Raw genomic sequence first — 18,557 nt, 5'->3', positions numbered from 1 at the left:
AGGATGCCTCTTCTTTTTTTCATTTTTTTTCTGTACAATAGAAGGCATCTTGCTAGAAGCGACTGAGGCTAAATGGCTGCGTTGCTGGCTAGGCAAATGCTTATGTTAGAGAGGTTATGCTATGAAAGTGGTACTGTCCACCTTAAATGCCAAGTTTATACACACATCACTTGCGCTGCGCTGCTTGAAGGCGTTCAGCGGCGACAGATTCGATATCGATATTGCAGAGTATACGATCAAAGACCCGGTTATGAACATCGTATCGGATATTTTCTCGCGAAAGCCTGATGTTGTAGGGTTCTCCTGTTACATTTGGAACATCGAGGAGACCATTACAGTCATCAATATGCTGCGCAAAATTATGCCTGAAATTAAGATCATCCTTGGGGGTCCCGAGGTCAGCTACGATATGGATTATTGGATGGAGCGCGTCCAAGAGGTTGATTTTATCGTTGTGGGCGAAGGCGAAGAGACCTTTCATCACTTGCTGACAGAAATTGAGGGTGACGGCAAATACCACATGGTCTTCGGAGTGACCTACCGGAAGCAGCGCGAGGACCGCGTGGAGGTGCTCATCAATCCGCCGCGTCCGAAGCTGAATTTGAACGAGCTGCCTTCACCGCATCGCTTCGAGGAGGATATTCCTCATTTGGGGAGCCGGGTGGTCTATTTCGAAACGAGCCGAGGCTGTCCGTTCAGCTGCCAGTTTTGCCTATCCAGTATTGAGGTCGGCGTGCGCTACTATGATATGGAGCGGACCAAGGCCGATATTTTGTATCTGATTGAAAAAGGTGCCAAGCTGATCAAATTCGTTGACCGTACCTTTAACATCAAACGGGATTATGCACTTGAAATATTTGAGTTTCTGATCAAAAATCATCAAGGCTGTGTTTTTCAATTTGAGATTACGGCTGATATTATGAGGCCTGAGGTGCTGGACTATTTGGCAGAAAATGCGCCTGCCGGCATCTTCCGCTTCGAGATTGGCGTACAATCGACAAATGATCCGACGAATGAAGCGGTTCAGCGGCGCCAAAACTGGATGAAGCTAGTGCGAACGGTCATGAAGGTGAAAAATTCACAAAAGATCGACCAGCATCTCGATTTAATTGCCGGGCTTCCGCTGGAGAACTACGATACGTTCCGTGGAACGTTCAATGACGTCTTTGAGCTTCGGCCAGAGGAGCTGCAGCTTGGATTTCTCAAAATGCTGAGAGGGACGGGCCTTCGCCGAGAAGCGGATAAGTGGGGCTATATTTACATGGATCGCTCCCCGTACGAGATGCTAGGGAACGACTTGATGCCATTTGGCGATATCGTTCGGATCAAACGGGTAGAGGATGTACTAGAGAAGTATTGGAATGCGCACCGGATGGACCATACCCTGCTTTATTTGGTTGATCGCGTCTTTCCGTCGCCATTCGATTTCTTTCAGGCATTCGGTGATTTCTGGGAGCGCAGCGGCTGGCAAAAGATCGGCCATCAACTGGAGGATCTTTATTCGCGGCTCTGGGCATTTCTTGAATCGCTGCCGCGCTCGGGCAAGAACGCAATCGGATCATTGCCTGCACCGCAGGAGGATTCGGAGAAGGTTTCCTTTACGTTTGACGAAGTGCTGGCCATTGCAGGCTCGCGCCTGGATTCAGACATTGTGCTGGGGCTTATGAAATATGATTATTTCCTTAACCATAATTACAAGCCGCGTAAAACCTGGTGGGAATTTACGATGGACAAGTCCATTTGGAGCGGCTGGATGCGCCGCTTGGCGGAGCGTCCTGAAGAGGTATCGCCAGCATTCGCCGCGCTTGGCTTTGGAGAGAAGGAGCTGCAGAAACACGCGGTCATCGAGAAGCTTCCATTCGATCTCGCAACCTTCCTTGCAACCGGGGAGGTTGTGCGGGAGCAACATACGCTGCTCGTTGTCTTGTATGCCCTGGAGTCGGGCAGCACAAAGCCGAAGCCTCGTCCGTTCACGCTGACGATAGAAGCTAGCCGCGAGGTGCTTCAAGGCTAAGGCATGTTCAATTATTAACTGGCAAAGTTGTGATATTGGAATGAAAAAGAACCTTCAATCCCGCGTAACCGCGGTGCTGAAGGTTCTTTTGTTGCTTCATTTAAAAGATAGGGATGAATCGGGCATCGCCGCCATAGGACGGCGACAGCCGTTTCACCTTGTTCGATAGGTAAGCTTTACCTCGTTACAGATTTACGCAGGGACTACGCTGCGAAGTACCGTGAAGCTGCCCGATAGCTCATATTCTCCAAGGTTAGCGGGTAGAAGGAAGCATTCGCCTGCTTTGATGGACTGCTCGCCGTCTGCCCATTTCAGCTGGCCTTCGCCTTCTGCAACGACGAGAATGACAAAGCTTTCAAGCGAGGTGGAGAGCTTCCAAGGCGCAGCTACGATTCCTTTTTCAACAACGAAATAAGGGGAGGTTGCGATCGTCAGCCACTCACCTGCAACGGCGCCATCCGTTGTCATTCGCTGTGCGCCGGCGCCTTCATAGGCGATGACATTCAGTGAATCCTCAATGTGAAGCTCGCGAAGCTGTCCGTCCAGGCCGGGACGGTCGTAATCATGCAAACGGTAAGTCGTATCGGAGTTTTGCTGAATCTCGGCAACGACAACGCCGGAGCATAGCGCATGGACCGTTCCTGCCGGAATGTAGAACGCATCACCAGCCGCTACGGATACTTCCTGAAGTGTATCCATAATGCGGCCCTCAGCAATTGCGGCTTCCATCGCCGCACGGTCAACGCCTTCTTTTAGGCCATAGATGATTTTTGCTCCCGGCTTAGCGTCCAAGATATACCACATTTCCGTTTTGCCGAGTTCTCCTTCGGGAAGGCCTTCATAAGCATCCGTGGGATGGACTTGAATGGACAAATCGTCATTGCAATCGAGCAATTTAATAAGAAGCGGAAACCGTCCGTTTTTCTCGGAAAAGCCCTGCGTGCCGAACCAAATACGGCCATAGGTTTCGCGGATTTCGTCAAGTCCCGTACCAGCCAGTTCGCCGTTCATGACCTTCGTCGTGCCATTCGGGTGATCGCCGATCATCCAGCCCTCGCCAATGGAGCCTTCTGGCAGCTCAAGTCCAAAGCCCTCCAGCGCACGTCCTCCCCATATGCGTTCTTTCATTTCCGGTTTAAATTGTAATGGATAAGGTTTTACTGTCATTTGATATCTCTCCCATGTCTATAATATGTAGTTAAAACGATTGTACCCTTTGTGGCTTCACAAGGATAGAGGATTCGCGACTAGATCAAAAACCCATTCGGCTGCAGCCTATCGTTTCTCGATGGCCACAAGGTAGGGAGCGGCTGACCGCTGCAATTGGCGATAGATCACCGTTTGCGCCGCGGCTTGCGGCAGTCCGGCAGCCCATTTCTCTACGGCGGCCGCTTCATCGCTGCCTCCGCTGTGGCCCGGATATAATACGCAGGTGACGATCCCGCCGGGCCTAAGCAGCAGCATGGCGGCATCCAGCGCGGCAATCGTCGAGGCAGGCTCCGTTATAATCGTAAGATCGCTGCTGCCCGGCAAATAACCGAGATTGAACATGACGGCCGAAGCTTTGCCGATAACGTCCGGAGCGACAACCTTAGCCATATTGGCATGTGATTCGAGCAGCAGCTTGACGGAGGGTCGCTTGTCCACTTCAAGCGCAGAGAGGCGTGCCTCCGTCCGATCGAGCGCTTCCTGTTGAATATCGAAGGCATAGACGGTGCCTTTAGGCCCGACAAGCGTTGCTAATGCCAGCGTATCGACGCCGCCGCCCGCGGTCGCATCAATAACGATATCGCCCGGCGCGGTGCGCTCGGCAATCCACTTGTGGGCCATGCTGAGCATGGATAGGAAGCCCATAGTTCACCTCAATTCGGATAACAAGTATAGGTTAAAGCCAAAGGGGGCTGTTGGAAAACGGCTGTCTTTACGCATATGCCCATTTATTACGCCCCAGCCTTCCAGAGCTTGCCTTGCCATGTATTGCGGCGCTTAAGCTCGTCGTCAAAGGCGTTAAGCACTTCCCATTTTCTCATGCTCCATAGGGGGCCGATCAGCAGGTCGCGAGGCGCATCGCCGGTCAGGCGGTGAACAATCATCTCCGGCGGCAAAAATTCGAGCGTGTCTACGATTAAGCTGACATACTCATCCTTCTCCAGAAATTGCAGAAGCCCGGCTTCGTATTGACGAACCATCGGCGTTTTGCGCATCAAGTGAAGCAGGTGGATTTTGATTCCTTGGACGTCCATTTTGGCAACGGCACGGCCGGTATCGAGCATCATTTCATGCGTTTCCTGCGGCAGCCCGTAAATAATATGCGCACAGACGCGAATGCCGCGTGCGCGCAAGCGGCGAACGGCATCCTCATAGCAGGCGGTATCATGAGCTCGATTAATCAGCGCGGATGTTGATTCGTGCACCGTCTGCAAGCCCATCTCTACCCACAGATAGGTGCGCTCGTTCAGCTCTGCCAAATAATCAACTACGTCATCGGGCAAGCAGTCGGGACGTGTTGCGATCGATAGACCGACAACGCCGGGCTGCTGCAGAATCACTTCATAATATTCGCGAAGCTCCTCTACAGGCGCATAGGTATTGGTATAAGCCTGAAAGTAGCCGATATACTGGGCGTCCGGCCATTTCTGATGCTGGCGGTCGCGAATCTGATTGAACTGCGTGACGAGATCGTCCCGTCTGCTGCCTGCGAAATCGCCTGAGCCGCGAGCGCTGCAGAACGTGCAGCCACCCTTCGCGATAGAGCCGTCCCGATTCGGGCAAGTAAAGCCGGCATCAAGCGTGACTTTGAATACTTTACCGCCGAACTGCTCCCGCATTTCGTAATTCCATGTATGAAATCGTTTATCGCTCCAAAGTATGGGCAGCGCAGTCTGTGAGTCAATCATCATTTTCCCCTTCTTTCGAAACATACACCCTATATTTTAACGAAAAATGAGTGGAAAAGCCACGATTGTTACATGGATGTCTTGCGAATGTTCGGAAAACGCTTTAATTGGAAATTATTTTTGAAATGGTGCAATTTGGGCTTGCGTAACCTTACATGAAGTGTTATATTAAAAGTGCGACAAAACAACAAATAAACCTAACATAGCCCAATTGCACTTGCATTCATGAAACGTCGATAAAATGGAAATACTTTTACAATAAATCGATGAGGTGATTAGAGATGAATCATGCAACGAAAATACCAAACGGCGACAACACAGTAACGGTTGAGCTTACGATCAAAGAATTAATGGCCCTTACGGGTGTCCGTTTTCACAATAACCATGGCGTAGAAATTTCAGCTCGCAAGAAGTTGAACGAGGTGCTGGTTGAAACGTATGAGCGTGACCAGCAAGAAAATGGCCCGATCGCTTACCAACTGCTGCTCTAAGCTTGACAGCGCATCGTATATACAGGAACAAAGCCGCAGTGCCGAACAAGGGCCGCGGCTTTTTTTAATATAAGAATGGATAACTTCAGCGTCTAAAGGACGCCGAAGGCGTTTTTGCTCGATCCCATCCGGCGTTTTTATAGTGAAATTGAAATAATGGCGGGTAGTGAAGCAGAATGACGCCTCAAAAGTATGGAAGTTGGTTGGCATTCCTCTTTACATTGCGTCATTTCTTGGGCACAATAAGGACTAGTCTATTCGTTGCATCGTCTACGATAAATGGAGGAATCACTGCATATGCGTTTAAGAGGAAGAAAAGGGATTCGTGAGAGTTTAGAGGGACAGCCGGAGCTGGTCGTGCTTGATGCTGCTCCGCACAAAGGCAAATGGCGTGAATTTTTTGGCAACGACAATCCGATCTACGTTGAGCTTGGCATGGGCAAAGGCCGCTTCATCAGCCAGATGAGCGCGCGTTATCCGCATATTAATTTTATTGGCGTGGACATGTACGATGAGCTGCTTCGCCGCGCAAGCGAGAAGGCACGTGTGATTTGGGAGCAAAAAGGAGAATCGCATCCGCCGAACCTTGCTTTGCTTCGGGCCAATATTGAAAACATCGAAACCATGTTTGAACCGGGAGAACTTGAGCGCGTACATCTAAATTTTAGCGATCCATGGCCAAAAAGCAAGCATGCCCGCAGACGGCTAACTCATCCAAGGCTGGTTGCTAAATATATCGAGCTGCTCAATGAGCGCGGCGAGATTCATTTTAAGACCGATTCGCAATCGTTGTTTGAATTCTCTTTGAACAGCTTTGCGGAAATGGAGCTGGTCATGCGCAATATTTCGCTCCATTTGCACAAAGAAGGCCCCCGAGAGGACCTTGTGTTTACGGAATATGAAATGAAGTTTATGGAAAAAGGCCAAAATATTTATCGTGTAGAAGTGGTTATCGGTGCCGAAGCTTTAAGGAAGCATCGTGAAGCGAAGCAGGAAAAGTTGATATTGGAAGAGTCTGAGGCCAGCGACACGGAATCGAATGATTCCGCAGACGAGGACAATTAGTTAAGTCCTGCGGCTGAGCTGACCCATGAATAGTTGACCGCAAGAGCGGTTACCGTTCCGATGAGTGCGCCTGCCGCAACATCGGACGGGTAATGCAAGCCTAGATACATCCTTGACCATCCGACCGATACTCCGATAATCATGGCAGCCGGAACCAAGATAACCATCCAAATGCCGCTAGTCAGCAGAATTGGAACAAGCCACGCGAAAATTGCTGTCGTATGGCCGGACGGAAAGGATGAGTCGACAAGAGGCTTATGGCCAATATTCACATCAGGCATGGCCTGGTAAGGCCGAAGCCTCTTAAATTTTCTTTTGACGATGGCCACGGGCAAGTGGCTAATGACAACCGCAGTCAAACATTGCCAGCCCGTTAAGCTCCAGGGCGCGGGTGCCAATAGTGCGTATAAGAGGGCGGTTGCTAGCGTAAAGGTAGCGCCGCCCATATGTGTTACTGTGCTTAACCATCTACCAAGGAGTCGATGTCCTTTTCCCCCTGTAGGTCTCCGATTTGCCCAAATCAGCACTTTTTGCTCACTTGTTTTCAGCCAGCCTATCATTCGTTCCATCGCTGTTTTTCCTCCTTACGGTGGCTTTCTTTCATCCAGTAGAACCAAATAGTCATCCAATTTCTGTTGTTCTACACAGACAGGACCGGATTTTTTGACGAATTATAAGCGTGTTCATAGAATCCGTGCTTATATTGTAATCTAATCAATTTTAACATGTTTTTGTTCGCGGGGCGTAAACTATTTCTTGTCCCATTATTAAAATAAGAAGTCAGTATTGTATCACATTTACAGAAATGATGCATTTTAATCCAATAACCCTATGTTCATGCGTATGGGACGAGGTGTTTTTCGGCTTCCCCAAAAATTGTTTTCACAATCGTTTCTATTTGCTGTTTAATTTTGTGCAGTTGATGGTAAAACTGTAATGGACATATTTCAGCACGTGGAGAGGATTCTTGTCGAAACAGCGAAAGGTGTCGGAAGTATAACGCTTGTTCACCTGTTCGTCACATACTGGCTCCACATTGGAAGCAACCTTTTCTCACTTCACATCGTAAATAAGGACGTTAGTGCTAAAAACTCAGCAATTGGTTGAAAATAAGGCTGAGTCGTCGTAAAAGGAGGTAATGTGTTCATTAATACGCTATGCAAGCGTTTTTCTGCCGAGATTAAGCGTAATGGAGACTTATTCAACTTTTGACAAAGAAGTTGATTCTGTGGAGAATCAATTAAGGTTCGAGAGTGTTTGCAGAGAAACACTCATACAAAGAGAAAATATATAATAAAAAGCTTGCAGCAGCTGTGAACAAGTGCTGAACAAAGCAAAAAAATGGGGTCTCAAGGGGGCAGTGCCGCATGGTTCTAAGTGTTGTTTTTATTGCTTTTCAAGTGGTGATGGCGTTAATCGCGGTTTATCAATTCGGTATTTCGATTTTTGGCTTTTTCAAAAACAAAAGCCGCAAGCACCATGCACCGAGTAAATCCTTTGCCGTGTTAGTTGCGGCCCACAACGAAGAGCAAGTCGTCGGAGCTTTAATAGAAAATTTAAAAAAGATGGATTATCCAGAGGAACTCTACGATATATTTGTTATTTGCGATAACTGCACGGACGGAACGGCTGATATCAGCCGCAGCCTGGGTGTGAATGCTTGTGAGAGAACGAACCAATTACTGCGCGGCAAGGGCTACGCGATTGAGTGGATGCTTAAAGAGCTTTGGGCGATGCCTCGCCAATATGACGCGGTTGTCATGTTTGATGCCGACAACTTGGTCAATCCCGATTTCCTTCAGCTGATGAACGATGATCTTTGTGAAGGCCATCAGGTTATCCAAGGCTACCTGGATACAAAAAATCCGGATGATTCATGGGTTACTGCGGCTTACGGCATTACTTATTGGTATTGCAACCGTTTGTGGCAGCTATCGAGAACGAACCTAAAGATGAGCAATTTTCTTGGCGGTACGGGCATGTGCTTTGATTCGGCTCTGCTTAAGGATATGGGCTGGGGAGCAACTAGCTTGGTTGAGGATTTGGAGTTTTCCATGCGCTGCGTTCAGCGGGGAATTTATCCGATTCTGAACTATGATGCGAAGGTATACGATGAGAAGCCGGTTACGTTTAAAGCATCAGCAAGGCAACGTCTGCGCTGGATGCAGGGACATTTCAATGTTGCGCGCAATTACTTTTTTCCGCTTCTGTGGGCGAGCATTAAAGAACGCAACTTTGTAAAATTCGATTCTGCCATCTACACCATCTCTGTTTACAATACGCTGCTTGGCTTTATTTTGACGTTAGTGATTTGGATTGATATTGCGATACCAACTACTAATTATTTGGATTCACTCTATAATTATTTGCCTTGGTGGACGGTTGCCATCGCTGCTGTAGCAGGAATTGTTCAATTCCCGCTGGCACTCATGCTTGAAGGCGTGAAGTCGTGGAAAATGTATGCTCACCTGCTGACGCTGCCGTTTTTCCTTATCTCTTGGTGGCCGATTACGTTTTATGCTTTCTTTACGCAAAACAACAAAACGTGGAGCCATACGCAGCATACACGCGTTGTGCGCATAGAGGAAGTACAAAGCAAATAGCGTTTTCGTGGCAGCATCACGGCCTTTCGATGACTTTTAATCCAGCGGTTGACACGACTCAATGGGCCATGGTATAGTAACACGGTAACATTTTCAACTAACTTAATGACGCACAAGCAGAAGCACCCGCTTCTCACCTTTCGGCTCAAGCTGGCTGGTTCGCGATAATCGATTGGTCACTCCATTATTTCAACAGAAATGATGCAATGACATACATGTACGGTTATGAGATGCGGGTTCTAGAGAACCCGCATTTTTTTATTGCGTGGAAACAGGAAACAAACTATTTTGGAGGTGGCACGTTATTAGCAGAGAACATCAAATCAATGATGAAATCCGGGCCAGAGAAGTGCGTCTAGTCGGCGCGGAAGGCGAACAAATCGGTATTAAATCGATTCGCGACGCTATGCAAATGGCTATTGAGCTTAACTTGGACCTGGTGAACGTCGCTCCGACGGCTAAGCCGCCGGTATGCCGAATCATGGACTACGGAAAATTCCGTTATGAGCAGCAAAAGAAAGAAAAAGAAGCTCGCAAAAACCAAAAGATCGTTGATCTTAAGGAAGTTTGGTTCCGTGCCAACATCGATGAAAATGACTACCAAACGAAATATCGCAACGTAGTTAAGTTTCTGGGTGAAGGCGATAAAGTGAAAGCATCCGTAAGATTCCGCGGTCGTGAGATTGCCCATGCATCTCTTGGCCAAAAGATTTTGGATCGTCTTTCCAAAGAGGTTGCCGAATTATGCAGCGTTGAGCGCGCTCCTAAGCTGGAAGGCCGGAGCATGATTATGATTTTGGCACCCAAAACCAACAGCTAACAACTGATGAAGAACTTTAAGGAGGATAACTGATATGCCGAAGATGAAAACTCACAGCAGTCTGAAAGACCGCTTTAAAATTACTGGAACTGGTAAAGTAAAACGTTACAAAGCTTACCGTAACCACTTGCTTTCACACAAATCCGGTCGTCAAAAACGCGTACTTGCTGGCCAACCGCTTATGGCAGCTGGCGACGTTCGTCGTTTGAAGCAAGGCCTTTCCAACTTGTAATATGAAGCAACACCAAATAAGCTAATTCAACCTACAGGAGGTTTCCATTCATGGCAAGAGTCAAAGGCGGTTTTGTCCGCACTCGTCGTCGCAAAAGAATTCTAAAGCTAGCTAAAGGTTATTTCGGTTCGAAACATCGTCTGTTTAAAACAGCGAAGGAGCAAGTTGGTAAGTCCCTTATGTACGCTTACCGTGACCGTCGCAACAAAAAACGTGACATCCGCAGACTGTGGATCGTTCGTATCAACGCGGCAGCTCGCATTAACGGCCTATCGTACAACAAATTCATGCACGGCTTGAAACTTGCGGGCGTAGAAGTTAACCGCAAAATTCTTGCTGATCTTGCAGTTAACGATATCACTTCGTTCAACTCGCTTGCAGGCATTGCAAAAGAAAAAATTAACGCCTAGGCGTTATGCTATAAGGGCTGTCCGTGTCGTCATTCAGATGACGAGCGGGCAGCCCTTTTTGGTTCCCGCAGCAGGTAACCGTACATTTATTTGCTAAGAGGACAAACAAACAGACGGAAGCTGCTTTCCCGGAATAAGCTAAAGGACAACGGGAAAGGAGGGATTTCACATGCGTAATGTTTCCAAACAGCAAGTGCGGAAACTGGTCGGGAAATCCATTTATGCAGTACGTCCAGACGGTTCTATCGTCACGGGCAAGCTCGTTCGGGTTCACCAAAATAAACTGATTCTTGCTCCGCTCAAAAAAGACAAGGGCAAGCAGGTTCAGACCAAAGCTTTTCTTTTGCCACTCGTTTTATTTGATCTGCTTGCCATCGGAACGATTCCGTTTTTTGGAGGCGGCTTTGGCGGAGGCGGCGGATACGGTGGAGGCTGTGGCGGCGGCGGATACGGCGGCGGTTATGGTGGAGATTGTTGCACCAACAACTATAACCAAGGTGGCTATGGCGGAGACTATGGCAACCAAGGTTACGGCAACCAGGGCTACAACGGGTATTAATGGCGTTTAGATGATCATAGCGGGGTGAGCGGCTTGAGCAGCTCGTAGCAGCGGAGCTCGGGATAATATTGTACGGTGTAATAGCCAAGCTTGTTATAGAGCTTGTGGGCTTTATCATTGATCTGATCGACAAAAAGCCTGGCAATCTTGCATTGCTGCGATTTTCCGTAAGCCTCGCTATGAGCCATTAATTTTTTGCCCCATTGTCTGTTTCGATGATCGGGATGCGTAACCATCATATCCAAATAGAGCACCTCGCCCATCACTTCAAAATGAATGAAGGAGATCGGCGCGCTTTTTTTGGACATGGCTGCTACATAAGTAACGCCGCTGCGGAAACGCTTCGGAAGCTCGCGAATCGTCTGTGCGTCAAGCTGATGGACGGAATGGGATAAAGGAATCAGCTCGGTTCGGATGAGCCGGACAACCTCGGCCTCATCATATCTGGGCTCGTATAGACGGATCATGGTCATCATTCCGTTTCTGTGCGGCAAGCGGGCTGCAAGCTGCATGAGTTTGCCCTTTAGAGGCTAAACTAGTATATGTAGGGTTGCTGCAAAATGCGCCAAATACAAAATATGCGAAGAGTTGCTTAGGGTTCTTGACGAACGCGGATTCGGGGCATATAATAAAGAAAGTCTTATCTACCACGTACCGGTGTACGCACCATGTGGTAAATACACAATCAGCAATGATGAGGACGAAGTGCTTAGGGCCCTTTTGAACAGAGAGCGGATGGATTAGCTGCAACCATCGCCAAAATCCCTTTTCTACGAGCTCACCTCGGAGCTGTTTCCTTGAAAAGCAACAACGAAAGCTGTTGCGTATTAGGGGGAATCGCAGGGCAAGCGTTAAAGTGCCAATAGTATGAACGTATGTGCACGACGTTCTTACTTGTGGAGGTTATACATCGGGAGACGTATAACGAATTTGGGTGGTACCACGGAAGATATACCTTTCGTCCCTCGTTGCTTCGTTTGAAGCAAGAGGAGCGAAAGGTTTTTTTGTTTTTTCTGAGAGGAGGAAGACTGATGGTAACGCAAGGTGCAACACTGAAGTCAAAAGAGGAATTGAAGGAAAGGCTCTCGAAGCCTGAGGTTATATCTGGTTCCGAAATATTGCTACGCAGTCTGCTGCTTGAGGACGTAGATTGTGTGTTCGGCTATCCTGGTGGAGCAGTGTTGTACATTTACGACGCGATGCACGGGAACCCCGATTTCAACCATTTGCTGACTCGCCATGAGCAAGGCGCTATCCACGCGGCTGACGGCTATGCGCGCGCTAGCGGCAAAGTAGGCGTGTGTATCGCAACTTCCGGTCCGGGAGCAACGAATCTGGTAACGGGTATCGCAACGGCCTATATGGATTCGGTGCCGCTCGTTGTCATTACGGGTAATGTCATTTCGAGCTTGATCGGCAGCGATGCGTTCCAAGAGGCTGACATTACGGGCATAACGATGCCAATCACGAAGCATAGCTATCTGGTTCGTGACGTAGAGGATTTGCCGCGTATTATTCATGAAGCTTTCCATATCGCCAATACGGGCCGTAAAGGTCCAGTGTTGATCGACATACCGAAGGATATTTCAGCGGCGAAGACATTGTTTAAACCTTCTACGGAAGTGAGCATCCGCGGCTACAATCCGACGGTATCTCCGAACAAGAATCAAGTGGATAAGCTGATCAAAGCGATTGAGCAAGCAGAGCGCCCGATCATTCTGGCAGGCGGAGGCGTTGTTTACTCCGGTGCGCATGAAGAACTGTTCGAGTTCGTAACGAAAACACAAATTCCGATTACGACAACCTTGCTTGGTTTGGGAGCCTTCCCAAGCGGCAACGAGCTGTTCTTGGGCATGCCCGGCATGCACGGCACATACACGGCCAATAAATCGATTCAAGGCGCAGACTTGCTGATTAATATCGGAGCACGCTTCGATGACCGCGTAACAGGGAAGCTTGCTGGATTTGCCCCGCTCGCAAAGATCGTTCATATCGATATCGATCCAGCGGAAATTGGCAAAAACGTGCCGACGGACATCCCGATCGTTGGCGATGTGAAGACGGTTCTGGAAATCGTTAATAAGCAAGCGAAGCGTGCGGACAAAGCGGATGACTGGCGTGCGAAGCTCAAAGCTTCTTGTGAACAATATCCGTTTAGCTATAAAGATTCGGATGTGGAATTGAAGCCGCAATGGGTTGTGGAGCTTATTCACGAAACAACAAACGGCGATGCCATTGTAACGACTGACGTTGGCCAGCATCAAATGTGGGCTGCACAGTACTACAAATTCAATAAACCGCGTTCATGGGTAACATCCGGCGGGCTAGGCACCATGGGCTTTGGCTTTCCTTCAGCGATCGGCGCTCAAATGGCTAACCCGGATCGCGTAGTGGTTTCCATTAACGGGGACGGCGGCATGCAAATGTGCGCGCAGGAGCTAGCGATTTGCGCTATCAATAATATTCCGGTTAAAGTTGTTATTATTAACAATCAGGTGCTAGGCATGGTCCGTCAGTGGCAAGAGCTTATCTATGATAACCGCTACAGCCATATCGATCTGTCCGGAAGCCCGGACTTTGTTAAGCTATCGGAAGCATATGGCGTGAAAGGCTTCCGTGCGACGAACAAAGAAGAAGCTCGTGCCGTATGGGAAGAAGCGCTTAATCATCCTGGTCCTGCAGTCGTTGAGTTCGTCGTTCGTAAGGAAGAGAACGTCTATCCAATGGTTGCGCAAGGAAGTACCATCGACGAAATGATCATGGGGGATGCGGAATGAAAAAGCATACGATCGCAGTAATCGTTAATGACCAGCCCGGCGTTCTACAGCGTGTTTCCGGTTTGTTCGGACGCCGTGGCTTCAATATTGAAAGCATTACAGTCGGTTCAAGCGAAGAAGCAGGTTTGTCGCGTATGGTCATCGTCACTTCGGGTGATGACCATACTCTCGAGCAAGTGACGAAGCAACTGTACAAGCTGATTGACGTTATCAAGGTTATTGACCTTAGCTCAAATCCGATGGTAGGACGCGAGCTGGCTCTTATTAAAGTAAATGCAGAACCAAGCTCCCGCCCAGAAATTCTCGGCGTAGTTGAAACGTTCCGCGCTGCAGTCGTAGACATTGGCACTCATTCGCTTATGGTACAAGTTGTCGGCGATACCGAAAAAATCGATGCCATGGTAGAATTGCTTAAACCATACGGCATTCGCGAGTTGTCGCGTACAGGCGTTACCGCGCTAAACCGAGGCAACGCTAAGTAATTTTTCAATGCCCCTATTTGAGCGGGAGTTTAAGGGGAGAACCGCTGAATATGCGTCATTCTCTGCTTAAACACCCGCTCAAAAGGGTTAAATTAAAGGAGGCAATTATTAAAATGGCAGTTACAATGTACTATGAAAAAGACGCAGACCAAGGCGTACTACAAGGTAAAACAATCGCAGTTATCGGTTACGGAAGCCAAGGCCACGCGCAAGCGCAAAACCTTCGCGACAGCGGCTTGAAAGTCGTTATCGGCCTTCGTCCTGGTAAATCCGCAGACGTAGCTAAAAAAGACGGCTTCGAAGTACTTACTGTTGCAGAAGCAACTAAAGTGGCTGACGTTGTTCAAATCTTGCTTCCTGACGAAACACAAGCGAAAGTATATAGCGAAGAAATCGCTCCTAACTTGAAAAAAGGCGCGGCTCTGATGTTCTCACACGGCTTTAACATTCACTACGGCCAAATCGTGCCTAACGCAGATACAGACGTATTTCTGGTAGCTCCTAAATCCCCTGGTCACATGGTTCGCCGTACGTACCAAGAAGGCTTTGGCGTACCAGGCCTAATCGCGATTGAGCAAGATGCAACAGGCAATGCTAAATCGATCGGTCTTGCATATGCTAAAGGTATCGGCTGTACACGCGCAGGAGTTATCGAAACTTCTTTCAAAGAAGAAACAGAAACAGATTTGTTCGGTGAGCAAGCGGTTCTTTGCGGTGGTGCTTCTGCACTAGTTAAAGCTGGTTTCGAAACGCTTGTTGAAGCTGGCTATGCTCCGGAAATGGCTTACTTCGAGTGCTTGCACGAGCTTAAACTAATCGTTGACATGATGTATGAAGGCGGAATCTCTTCGATGCGCGATTCCATCTCCAACACAGCTGAATACGGCGACTATGTAACAGGCCCACGCATTGTTACTGAAGAGACGAAAAAAGAAATGAAACGTGTATTGGAAGATATCCAATCCGGCCGTTTCGCTCGCGATTTCATCTTGGAGAACCAATCGAACCGTGCAATGCTTACGGCTACTCGCCGTAACGAAGCGGCTCACCCAATTGAGCAAACAGGCGCACAGCTTCGCGAATTGATGCACTGGATCAAGAAGTAATAACAGATAGATGGATTGACCATATCCCGGCTCGCCGGATCGCTGGACGATACGGATTGCGTATCGCCCAGCGGCTTCCGTATGCGTGCCGGGATCATTCTGTTCACGGAGGTGCAATGTACAAATGCGGAAAATTTATGTTTTCGATACAACGCTTCGTGACGGAGAGCAATCTCCGGGTGTAAACCTGAACACGAAGGAAAAGGTAGAGATTGCTCTTCAGCTTGAGCGTCTTGGCGTGGATCGGATGGAAGCCGGATTTCCTGCTGCTTCTCCTGGGGATCTTGCTGCGGTTAACGCAGTAGCACGCGCGGTCAAAAATTCTACGGTTATCGGCTTGTCCCGCTCGCGTGAGCAAGACATTGACGCTGTTCGTGAAGCGCTTATCGGGGCGCAAGACCCTTGTATCCACGTTTTTCTTGCGACTAGCCCTATCCACCGCAAGCATAAGCTGCGCATGGAGAAGGAGCAGGTGCTTGAGACGGCAGAACGTTCCATTCGGTATGCGAAAAAATATTTTGACAAGGTTGAATTCTCAGCTGAGGATGCCGGCCGCACCGAGCTTGATTTTCTGTGTCAGGTCGTTGAAATGGCGATCAAAGCAGGAGCAACGGTTGTTAACATTCCCGATACGGTAGGCTATTTGAATCCGCTTGAATTCGGAAATATCTTCAAAACCTTGAAGGAAAACGTTCCGAATATTGAGAAGATCCAGCTAAGCGCGCATTGCCATAACGATCTGGGCATGGCAACGGCCAACTCGCTGGCTGCTATCTTAAACGGTGCAGATCAAATCGAGGGAACCATCAACGGAATCGGCGAGCGTGCGGGCAACACAGCGATTGAAGAGATTGCTATGGCGCTAGCGACACGTCCTGATTATTTTGGCGCTCAAACGACGCTGAATCTGAAGGAAATCGCGAAGACGAGCCGCCTTGTCAGCAAGCTGACTGGCATGGTCGTTCCAGGCAATAAGGCGATTGTTGGCGCTAATGCGTTCGCGCATGAATCTGGCATTCACCAGGATGGCATGTTGAAGGAAAAAACAACCTATGAGATTATTTCTCCGGATACGATTGGTTTGAAGGAGTCTAAGCTTGTACTTGGCAAGCACTCCGGACGCCATGCTTTCCGTGAGAAGCTCATTGATCTCGGCTATGAGATCGAAGAGGAAGCAATGAATGCGGCCTTCGCTAAATTTAAGGATTTGGCAGATCGCAAGAAAACGGTTAGCGATGAGGATATTCTTGCTTTAATCGAGGAGAAACTTATTGATACGCCGGAAATCTTTAGCTTGGAAACGATTCAAGTAAGCTATGGCAACCAGTCAACGCCAAGCGCTTCCGTTCGGATTCGCAAAGCCGAAGGCGAGGTTGTGGAGGAAGCGGCAGTCGGCAACGGTTCCGTGGACGCCATCTATAACGCGATTGATAAAGTGACGCAGGAAGCTGTGGAGCTTGAGGATTATTCGATTAAATCCGTATCGCAAGGCAAGGACGCGCAAGGCGAGGTTCATGTGGTTCTGAAGCAGGACGATATTTCTGCTCAAGGCCGCGGACTTAGCACGGACATCCTTGAAGCGAGCGCGCGGGCTTACATCGATGCTCTGAATCGATTGATCGATAAGCGCAAGACGCCAGGCCGCAGCGACAAGATGAGCCTGATTTAAATAACAGCAGTCATAAAGACAGTCCGCTTAAGGGAATCCCCCAGTGGCCTGTCTTTATTCATGTAATTGGATAAATGTTGTAAATAATTAGCATGCAGTGGCTGGCATGGTCGCTCTATAGCCATAGGCTATAGAGTCAATAGATTTTATATCTTTGTAATCACTACGGATTTGTGGTACAAATGATAATAGAATGAGAATGAGTCTATAAGCTCGTTCGTTCCGCGAGCAGCCGCTTGTTGAATGGACAAGCTTAACTGAAAAAGAGGAGTGTTACATTTATTATGTCAGACGTAAAAAAAATTGCAGTTATTGCCGGCGACGGTATCGGACCTGAGGTTGTTGGCGAAGCGCTTAAAGTACTTAAAAAAACCGAAGAGCTTTACGGCTACCAATTCGAAACGGAGCATGGCTTGTTCGGCGGTATTGCGATCGACGAGAAAGGCACGCCGTTGCCGCAGGAAACGCTTGACCTTTGTAAAGGCGCAGACGCGGTATTGCTTGGTGCAGTTGGCGGCCCGAAATGGGACAACAACTCGAAAGAGCTTCGCCCGGAAACAGGCTTGCTCGGCATCCGTAAAGCGCTTGGCTTGTTCTCGAACATCCGTCCTGCAACGGTATTTGATTGCTTGAAAGAAGCATCGACACTGAAGCCAGAAGTACTCGAAGGCACGGACCTTATCGTTGTCCGCGAACTTACGGGCGGCATTTATTTCGGCGAGAAGTTCCGTCGTGAAGGTGCTGGCGGCGAAGAAGCGGTAGATACTTGCGTGTACAACGTGCAAGAAATCGAGCGCATCGTTCGTCAGGCATTCGATATTGCAATGACTCGCGGCAAGCGTCTTGCTTCCGTTGATAAAGCGAACGTGCTTGAAACCTCCCGTCTATGGCGTGAAGTGGTAAACCGGATCGCTCCTGAATATCCAGAGGTTGAGCTTGAGCATGTATTGGTTGATAACTGCGCTATGCAGTTGCTTCGCCGTCCTTCGAGCTTTGACGTTATCGTAACTGAAAATATGTTCGGCGATATCCTTAGCGACGAGGCTGCTATGCTTACAGGTTCCATTGGCATGTTGTCTTCCGCTTCGCTTGGCGAAGGAAGCTTCGGTTTGTACGAGCCGGTACACGGCTCTGCGCCTGACATTGCCGGCCAAGGCATCTCGAACCCGATTGCAACAATTCTATCGGTAGCCTTGATGTTCCGTCTGACATTTGGTTATCATGAAGCTGCAGCGGCTATTGAAGCGGCTGTAAAAGAAGTGCTGGATGCAGGTCACCGTACTGGCGATATCGCAGTCGATAAGAGCCAAGCGATCGGTACAACAGCCATGGGCGATCTGATCGTAGCAGCGCTTAAAAAGTAATTCTAGATTATAATAATTATAAATAAATATTGATTATAATATTGACTTCATTCTAGACTAGTGATAAG

At 48.5% G+C, this 18,557-nt stretch carries 18 protein-coding genes and 1 other annotated feature; of the genes, 13 read left to right on the top strand and 5 right to left on the bottom strand.

Features of this window, described 5'->3' with window-relative positions:
* Positions 1–121 precede the first annotated feature (121 nt).
* Positions 122–2,014, top strand: coding sequence for a B12-binding domain-containing radical SAM protein (locus FJQ58_RS12585; RefSeq protein ID WP_139993864.1), 1,893 nt, complete (start codon positions 122–124; stop codon positions 2,012–2,014).
* A gap of 192 nt (positions 2,015–2,206) precedes the next feature.
* On the opposite strand, the gene FJQ58_RS12580 is transcribed toward FJQ58_RS12585, so the two are convergent.
* From FJQ58_RS12580 to mnmL, 3 genes are all read right to left on the bottom strand, one after another.
* Entirely contained in the window at positions 2,207–3,181 is a 975-nt protein-coding gene (locus tag FJQ58_RS12580; RefSeq protein WP_139993862.1) for a type I phosphomannose isomerase catalytic subunit, read from the bottom strand.
* Positions 3,182–3,289: 108 nt separating this feature from the next.
* The gene (gene mnmM / locus FJQ58_RS12575; protein ID WP_139993859.1) at positions 3,290–3,868 is read right to left on the bottom strand and encodes a tRNA 5-(aminomethyl)-2-thiouridylate-methyltransferase MnmM; all 579 of its coding nucleotides are present in this window, start codon (positions 3,866–3,868) and stop codon (positions 3,290–3,292) included.
* A gap of 86 nt (positions 3,869–3,954) precedes the next feature.
* On the bottom strand, positions 3,955–4,911 hold the full coding sequence (mnmL, locus tag FJQ58_RS12570; protein ID WP_139993857.1) for a tRNA modification radical SAM protein MnmL/YtqA: 957 nt from the start codon (positions 4,909–4,911) through the stop codon (positions 3,955–3,957).
* Between the two features lie 281 nt (positions 4,912–5,192).
* Here mnmL and FJQ58_RS12565 point away from each other — a divergent pair, with 281 nt between their 5' ends.
* Both FJQ58_RS12565 and trmB read left to right on the top strand, forming a co-directional pair.
* Positions 5,193–5,402, top strand: coding sequence for a hypothetical protein (locus FJQ58_RS12565; RefSeq protein WP_139993855.1), 210 nt, complete (start codon positions 5,193–5,195; stop codon positions 5,400–5,402).
* A 297-nt stretch (positions 5,403–5,699) separates the two neighbouring features.
* A complete protein-coding gene (trmB, locus tag FJQ58_RS12560; RefSeq protein ID WP_139993853.1) occupies positions 5,700–6,467 on the top strand; it encodes a tRNA (guanosine(46)-N7)-methyltransferase TrmB in 768 nt (255 codons plus the stop codon).
* Here the strand turns inward: trmB and FJQ58_RS12555 are convergent.
* On the bottom strand, positions 6,464–7,036 hold the full coding sequence (locus FJQ58_RS12555; RefSeq protein WP_139993851.1) for a phosphatase PAP2 family protein: 573 nt from the start codon (positions 7,034–7,036) through the stop codon (positions 6,464–6,466). The genes trmB and FJQ58_RS12555 overlap by 4 nt on opposite strands.
* 798 nt (positions 7,037–7,834) lie before the next feature.
* Here FJQ58_RS12555 and FJQ58_RS12550 point away from each other — a divergent pair.
* The 5 genes from FJQ58_RS12550 to FJQ58_RS32330 all read left to right on the top strand — a co-directional run bounded on the left by FJQ58_RS12550 (position 7,835) and on the right by FJQ58_RS32330 (position 11,091).
* Positions 7,835–9,070, top strand: coding sequence for a glycosyltransferase family 2 protein (locus FJQ58_RS12550; protein ID WP_139993849.1), 1,236 nt, complete (start codon positions 7,835–7,837; stop codon positions 9,068–9,070).
* A gap of 108 nt (positions 9,071–9,178) precedes the next feature.
* Positions 9,179–9,336: a sequence feature (ribosomal protein L20 leader region), on the top strand.
* A complete protein-coding gene (gene infC / locus FJQ58_RS12545; RefSeq protein WP_238404020.1) occupies positions 9,336–9,890 on the top strand; it encodes a translation initiation factor IF-3 in 555 nt (184 codons plus the stop codon). Its footprint overlaps the feature before it by 1 nt.
* 34 nt (positions 9,891–9,924) lie before the next feature.
* On the top strand, positions 9,925–10,122 hold the full coding sequence (rpmI, locus tag FJQ58_RS12540) for a 50S ribosomal protein L35 (protein ID WP_053374531.1): 198 nt from the start codon (positions 9,925–9,927) through the stop codon (positions 10,120–10,122).
* A gap of 50 nt (positions 10,123–10,172) precedes the next feature.
* A complete protein-coding gene (rplT, locus tag FJQ58_RS12535; RefSeq protein WP_053374532.1) occupies positions 10,173–10,532 on the top strand; it encodes a 50S ribosomal protein L20 in 360 nt (119 codons plus the stop codon).
* Positions 10,533–10,701: 169 nt separating this feature from the next.
* The gene (locus FJQ58_RS32330; RefSeq protein WP_162341468.1) at positions 10,702–11,091 is read left to right on the top strand and encodes a hypothetical protein; all 390 of its coding nucleotides are present in this window, start codon (positions 10,702–10,704) and stop codon (positions 11,089–11,091) included.
* 14 nt (positions 11,092–11,105) lie between these two features.
* Here FJQ58_RS32330 and FJQ58_RS12530 read toward each other — a convergent pair whose 3' ends face one another.
* On the bottom strand, positions 11,106–11,603 hold the full coding sequence (locus tag FJQ58_RS12530; protein WP_139993847.1) for a GNAT family N-acetyltransferase: 498 nt from the start codon (positions 11,601–11,603) through the stop codon (positions 11,106–11,108).
* A gap of 519 nt (positions 11,604–12,122) precedes the next feature.
* Here FJQ58_RS12530 and ilvB point away from each other — a divergent pair.
* The 5 genes from ilvB to leuB all read left to right on the top strand — a co-directional run bounded on the left by ilvB (position 12,123) and on the right by leuB (position 18,489).
* Positions 12,123–13,868, top strand: a complete 1,746-nt coding sequence (ilvB, locus tag FJQ58_RS12525; RefSeq protein ID WP_139993845.1) for a biosynthetic-type acetolactate synthase large subunit — start codon at positions 12,123–12,125, stop codon at positions 13,866–13,868.
* Complete coding sequence (ilvN, locus tag FJQ58_RS12520; RefSeq protein ID WP_139993843.1) at positions 13,865–14,350, top strand: acetolactate synthase small subunit; 486 nt, start codon at positions 13,865–13,867, stop codon at positions 14,348–14,350. Before ilvB ends, ilvN begins: the two co-directional genes overlap by 4 nt.
* A 113-nt stretch (positions 14,351–14,463) precedes the next feature.
* Positions 14,464–15,456 (top strand): ketol-acid reductoisomerase, encoded by a 993-nt coding sequence (gene ilvC, locus FJQ58_RS12515; protein ID WP_139993841.1) that lies wholly within the window; start codon positions 14,464–14,466, stop codon positions 15,454–15,456.
* Between the two features lie 124 nt (positions 15,457–15,580).
* On the top strand, positions 15,581–17,125 hold the full coding sequence (locus FJQ58_RS12510) for a 2-isopropylmalate synthase (protein WP_139993839.1): 1,545 nt from the start codon (positions 15,581–15,583) through the stop codon (positions 17,123–17,125).
* A 284-nt stretch (positions 17,126–17,409) separates the two neighbouring features.
* Complete coding sequence (gene leuB / locus FJQ58_RS12505; RefSeq protein ID WP_139993837.1) at positions 17,410–18,489, top strand: 3-isopropylmalate dehydrogenase; 1,080 nt, start codon at positions 17,410–17,412, stop codon at positions 18,487–18,489.
* The last annotated feature ends 68 nt before the right edge of the window (positions 18,490–18,557 follow it).

It is taken from the genome of Paenibacillus paridis, assembly GCF_006345825.1.
GTDB classification, from domain to species: domain Bacteria; phylum Bacillota; class Bacilli; order Paenibacillales; family Paenibacillaceae; genus Pristimantibacillus; species Pristimantibacillus paridis.
The sequence above is the reverse complement of the archived record's forward strand: the minus strand, read 5'-3'. Positions and strand labels throughout refer to the sequence as shown.

Bases quoted from the DNA above. Each gene is read 5' to 3' on its own strand.
- FJQ58_RS12585 (WP_139993864.1), top strand. From the start codon at position 122: ATGAAAGTGGTACTGTCCACCTTAAATGCCAAGTTTATACACACATCA.
- FJQ58_RS12580 (WP_139993862.1), bottom strand. From the start codon at position 3,181: ATGACAGTAAAACCTTATCCATTACAATTTAAACCGGAAATGAAAGAA.
- mnmM (WP_139993859.1), bottom strand. From the start codon at position 3,868: ATGGGCTTCCTATCCATGCTCAGCATGGCCCACAAGTGGATTGCCGAG.
- mnmL (WP_139993857.1), bottom strand. From the start codon at position 4,911: ATGATTGACTCACAGACTGCGCTGCCCATACTTTGGAGCGATAAACGA.
- FJQ58_RS12565 (WP_139993855.1), top strand. From the start codon at position 5,193: ATGAATCATGCAACGAAAATACCAAACGGCGACAACACAGTAACGGTT.
- trmB (WP_139993853.1), top strand. From the start codon at position 5,700: ATGCGTTTAAGAGGAAGAAAAGGGATTCGTGAGAGTTTAGAGGGACAG.
- FJQ58_RS12555 (WP_139993851.1), bottom strand. From the start codon at position 7,036: ATGGAACGAATGATAGGCTGGCTGAAAACAAGTGAGCAAAAAGTGCTG.
- FJQ58_RS12550 (WP_139993849.1), top strand. From the start codon at position 7,835: ATGGTTCTAAGTGTTGTTTTTATTGCTTTTCAAGTGGTGATGGCGTTA.
- rpmI (WP_053374531.1), top strand. From the start codon at position 9,925: ATGCCGAAGATGAAAACTCACAGCAGTCTGAAAGACCGCTTTAAAATT.
- rplT (WP_053374532.1), top strand. From the start codon at position 10,173: ATGGCAAGAGTCAAAGGCGGTTTTGTCCGCACTCGTCGTCGCAAAAGA.
- FJQ58_RS32330 (WP_162341468.1), top strand. From the start codon at position 10,702: ATGCGTAATGTTTCCAAACAGCAAGTGCGGAAACTGGTCGGGAAATCC.
- FJQ58_RS12530 (WP_139993847.1), bottom strand. From the start codon at position 11,603: ATGCAGCTTGCAGCCCGCTTGCCGCACAGAAACGGAATGATGACCATG.
- ilvB (WP_139993845.1), top strand. From the start codon at position 12,123: ATGGTAACGCAAGGTGCAACACTGAAGTCAAAAGAGGAATTGAAGGAA.
- ilvN (WP_139993843.1), top strand. From the start codon at position 13,865: ATGAAAAAGCATACGATCGCAGTAATCGTTAATGACCAGCCCGGCGTT.
- ilvC (WP_139993841.1), top strand. From the start codon at position 14,464: ATGGCAGTTACAATGTACTATGAAAAAGACGCAGACCAAGGCGTACTA.
- FJQ58_RS12510 (WP_139993839.1), top strand. From the start codon at position 15,581: ATGCGGAAAATTTATGTTTTCGATACAACGCTTCGTGACGGAGAGCAA.
- leuB (WP_139993837.1), top strand. From the start codon at position 17,410: ATGTCAGACGTAAAAAAAATTGCAGTTATTGCCGGCGACGGTATCGGA.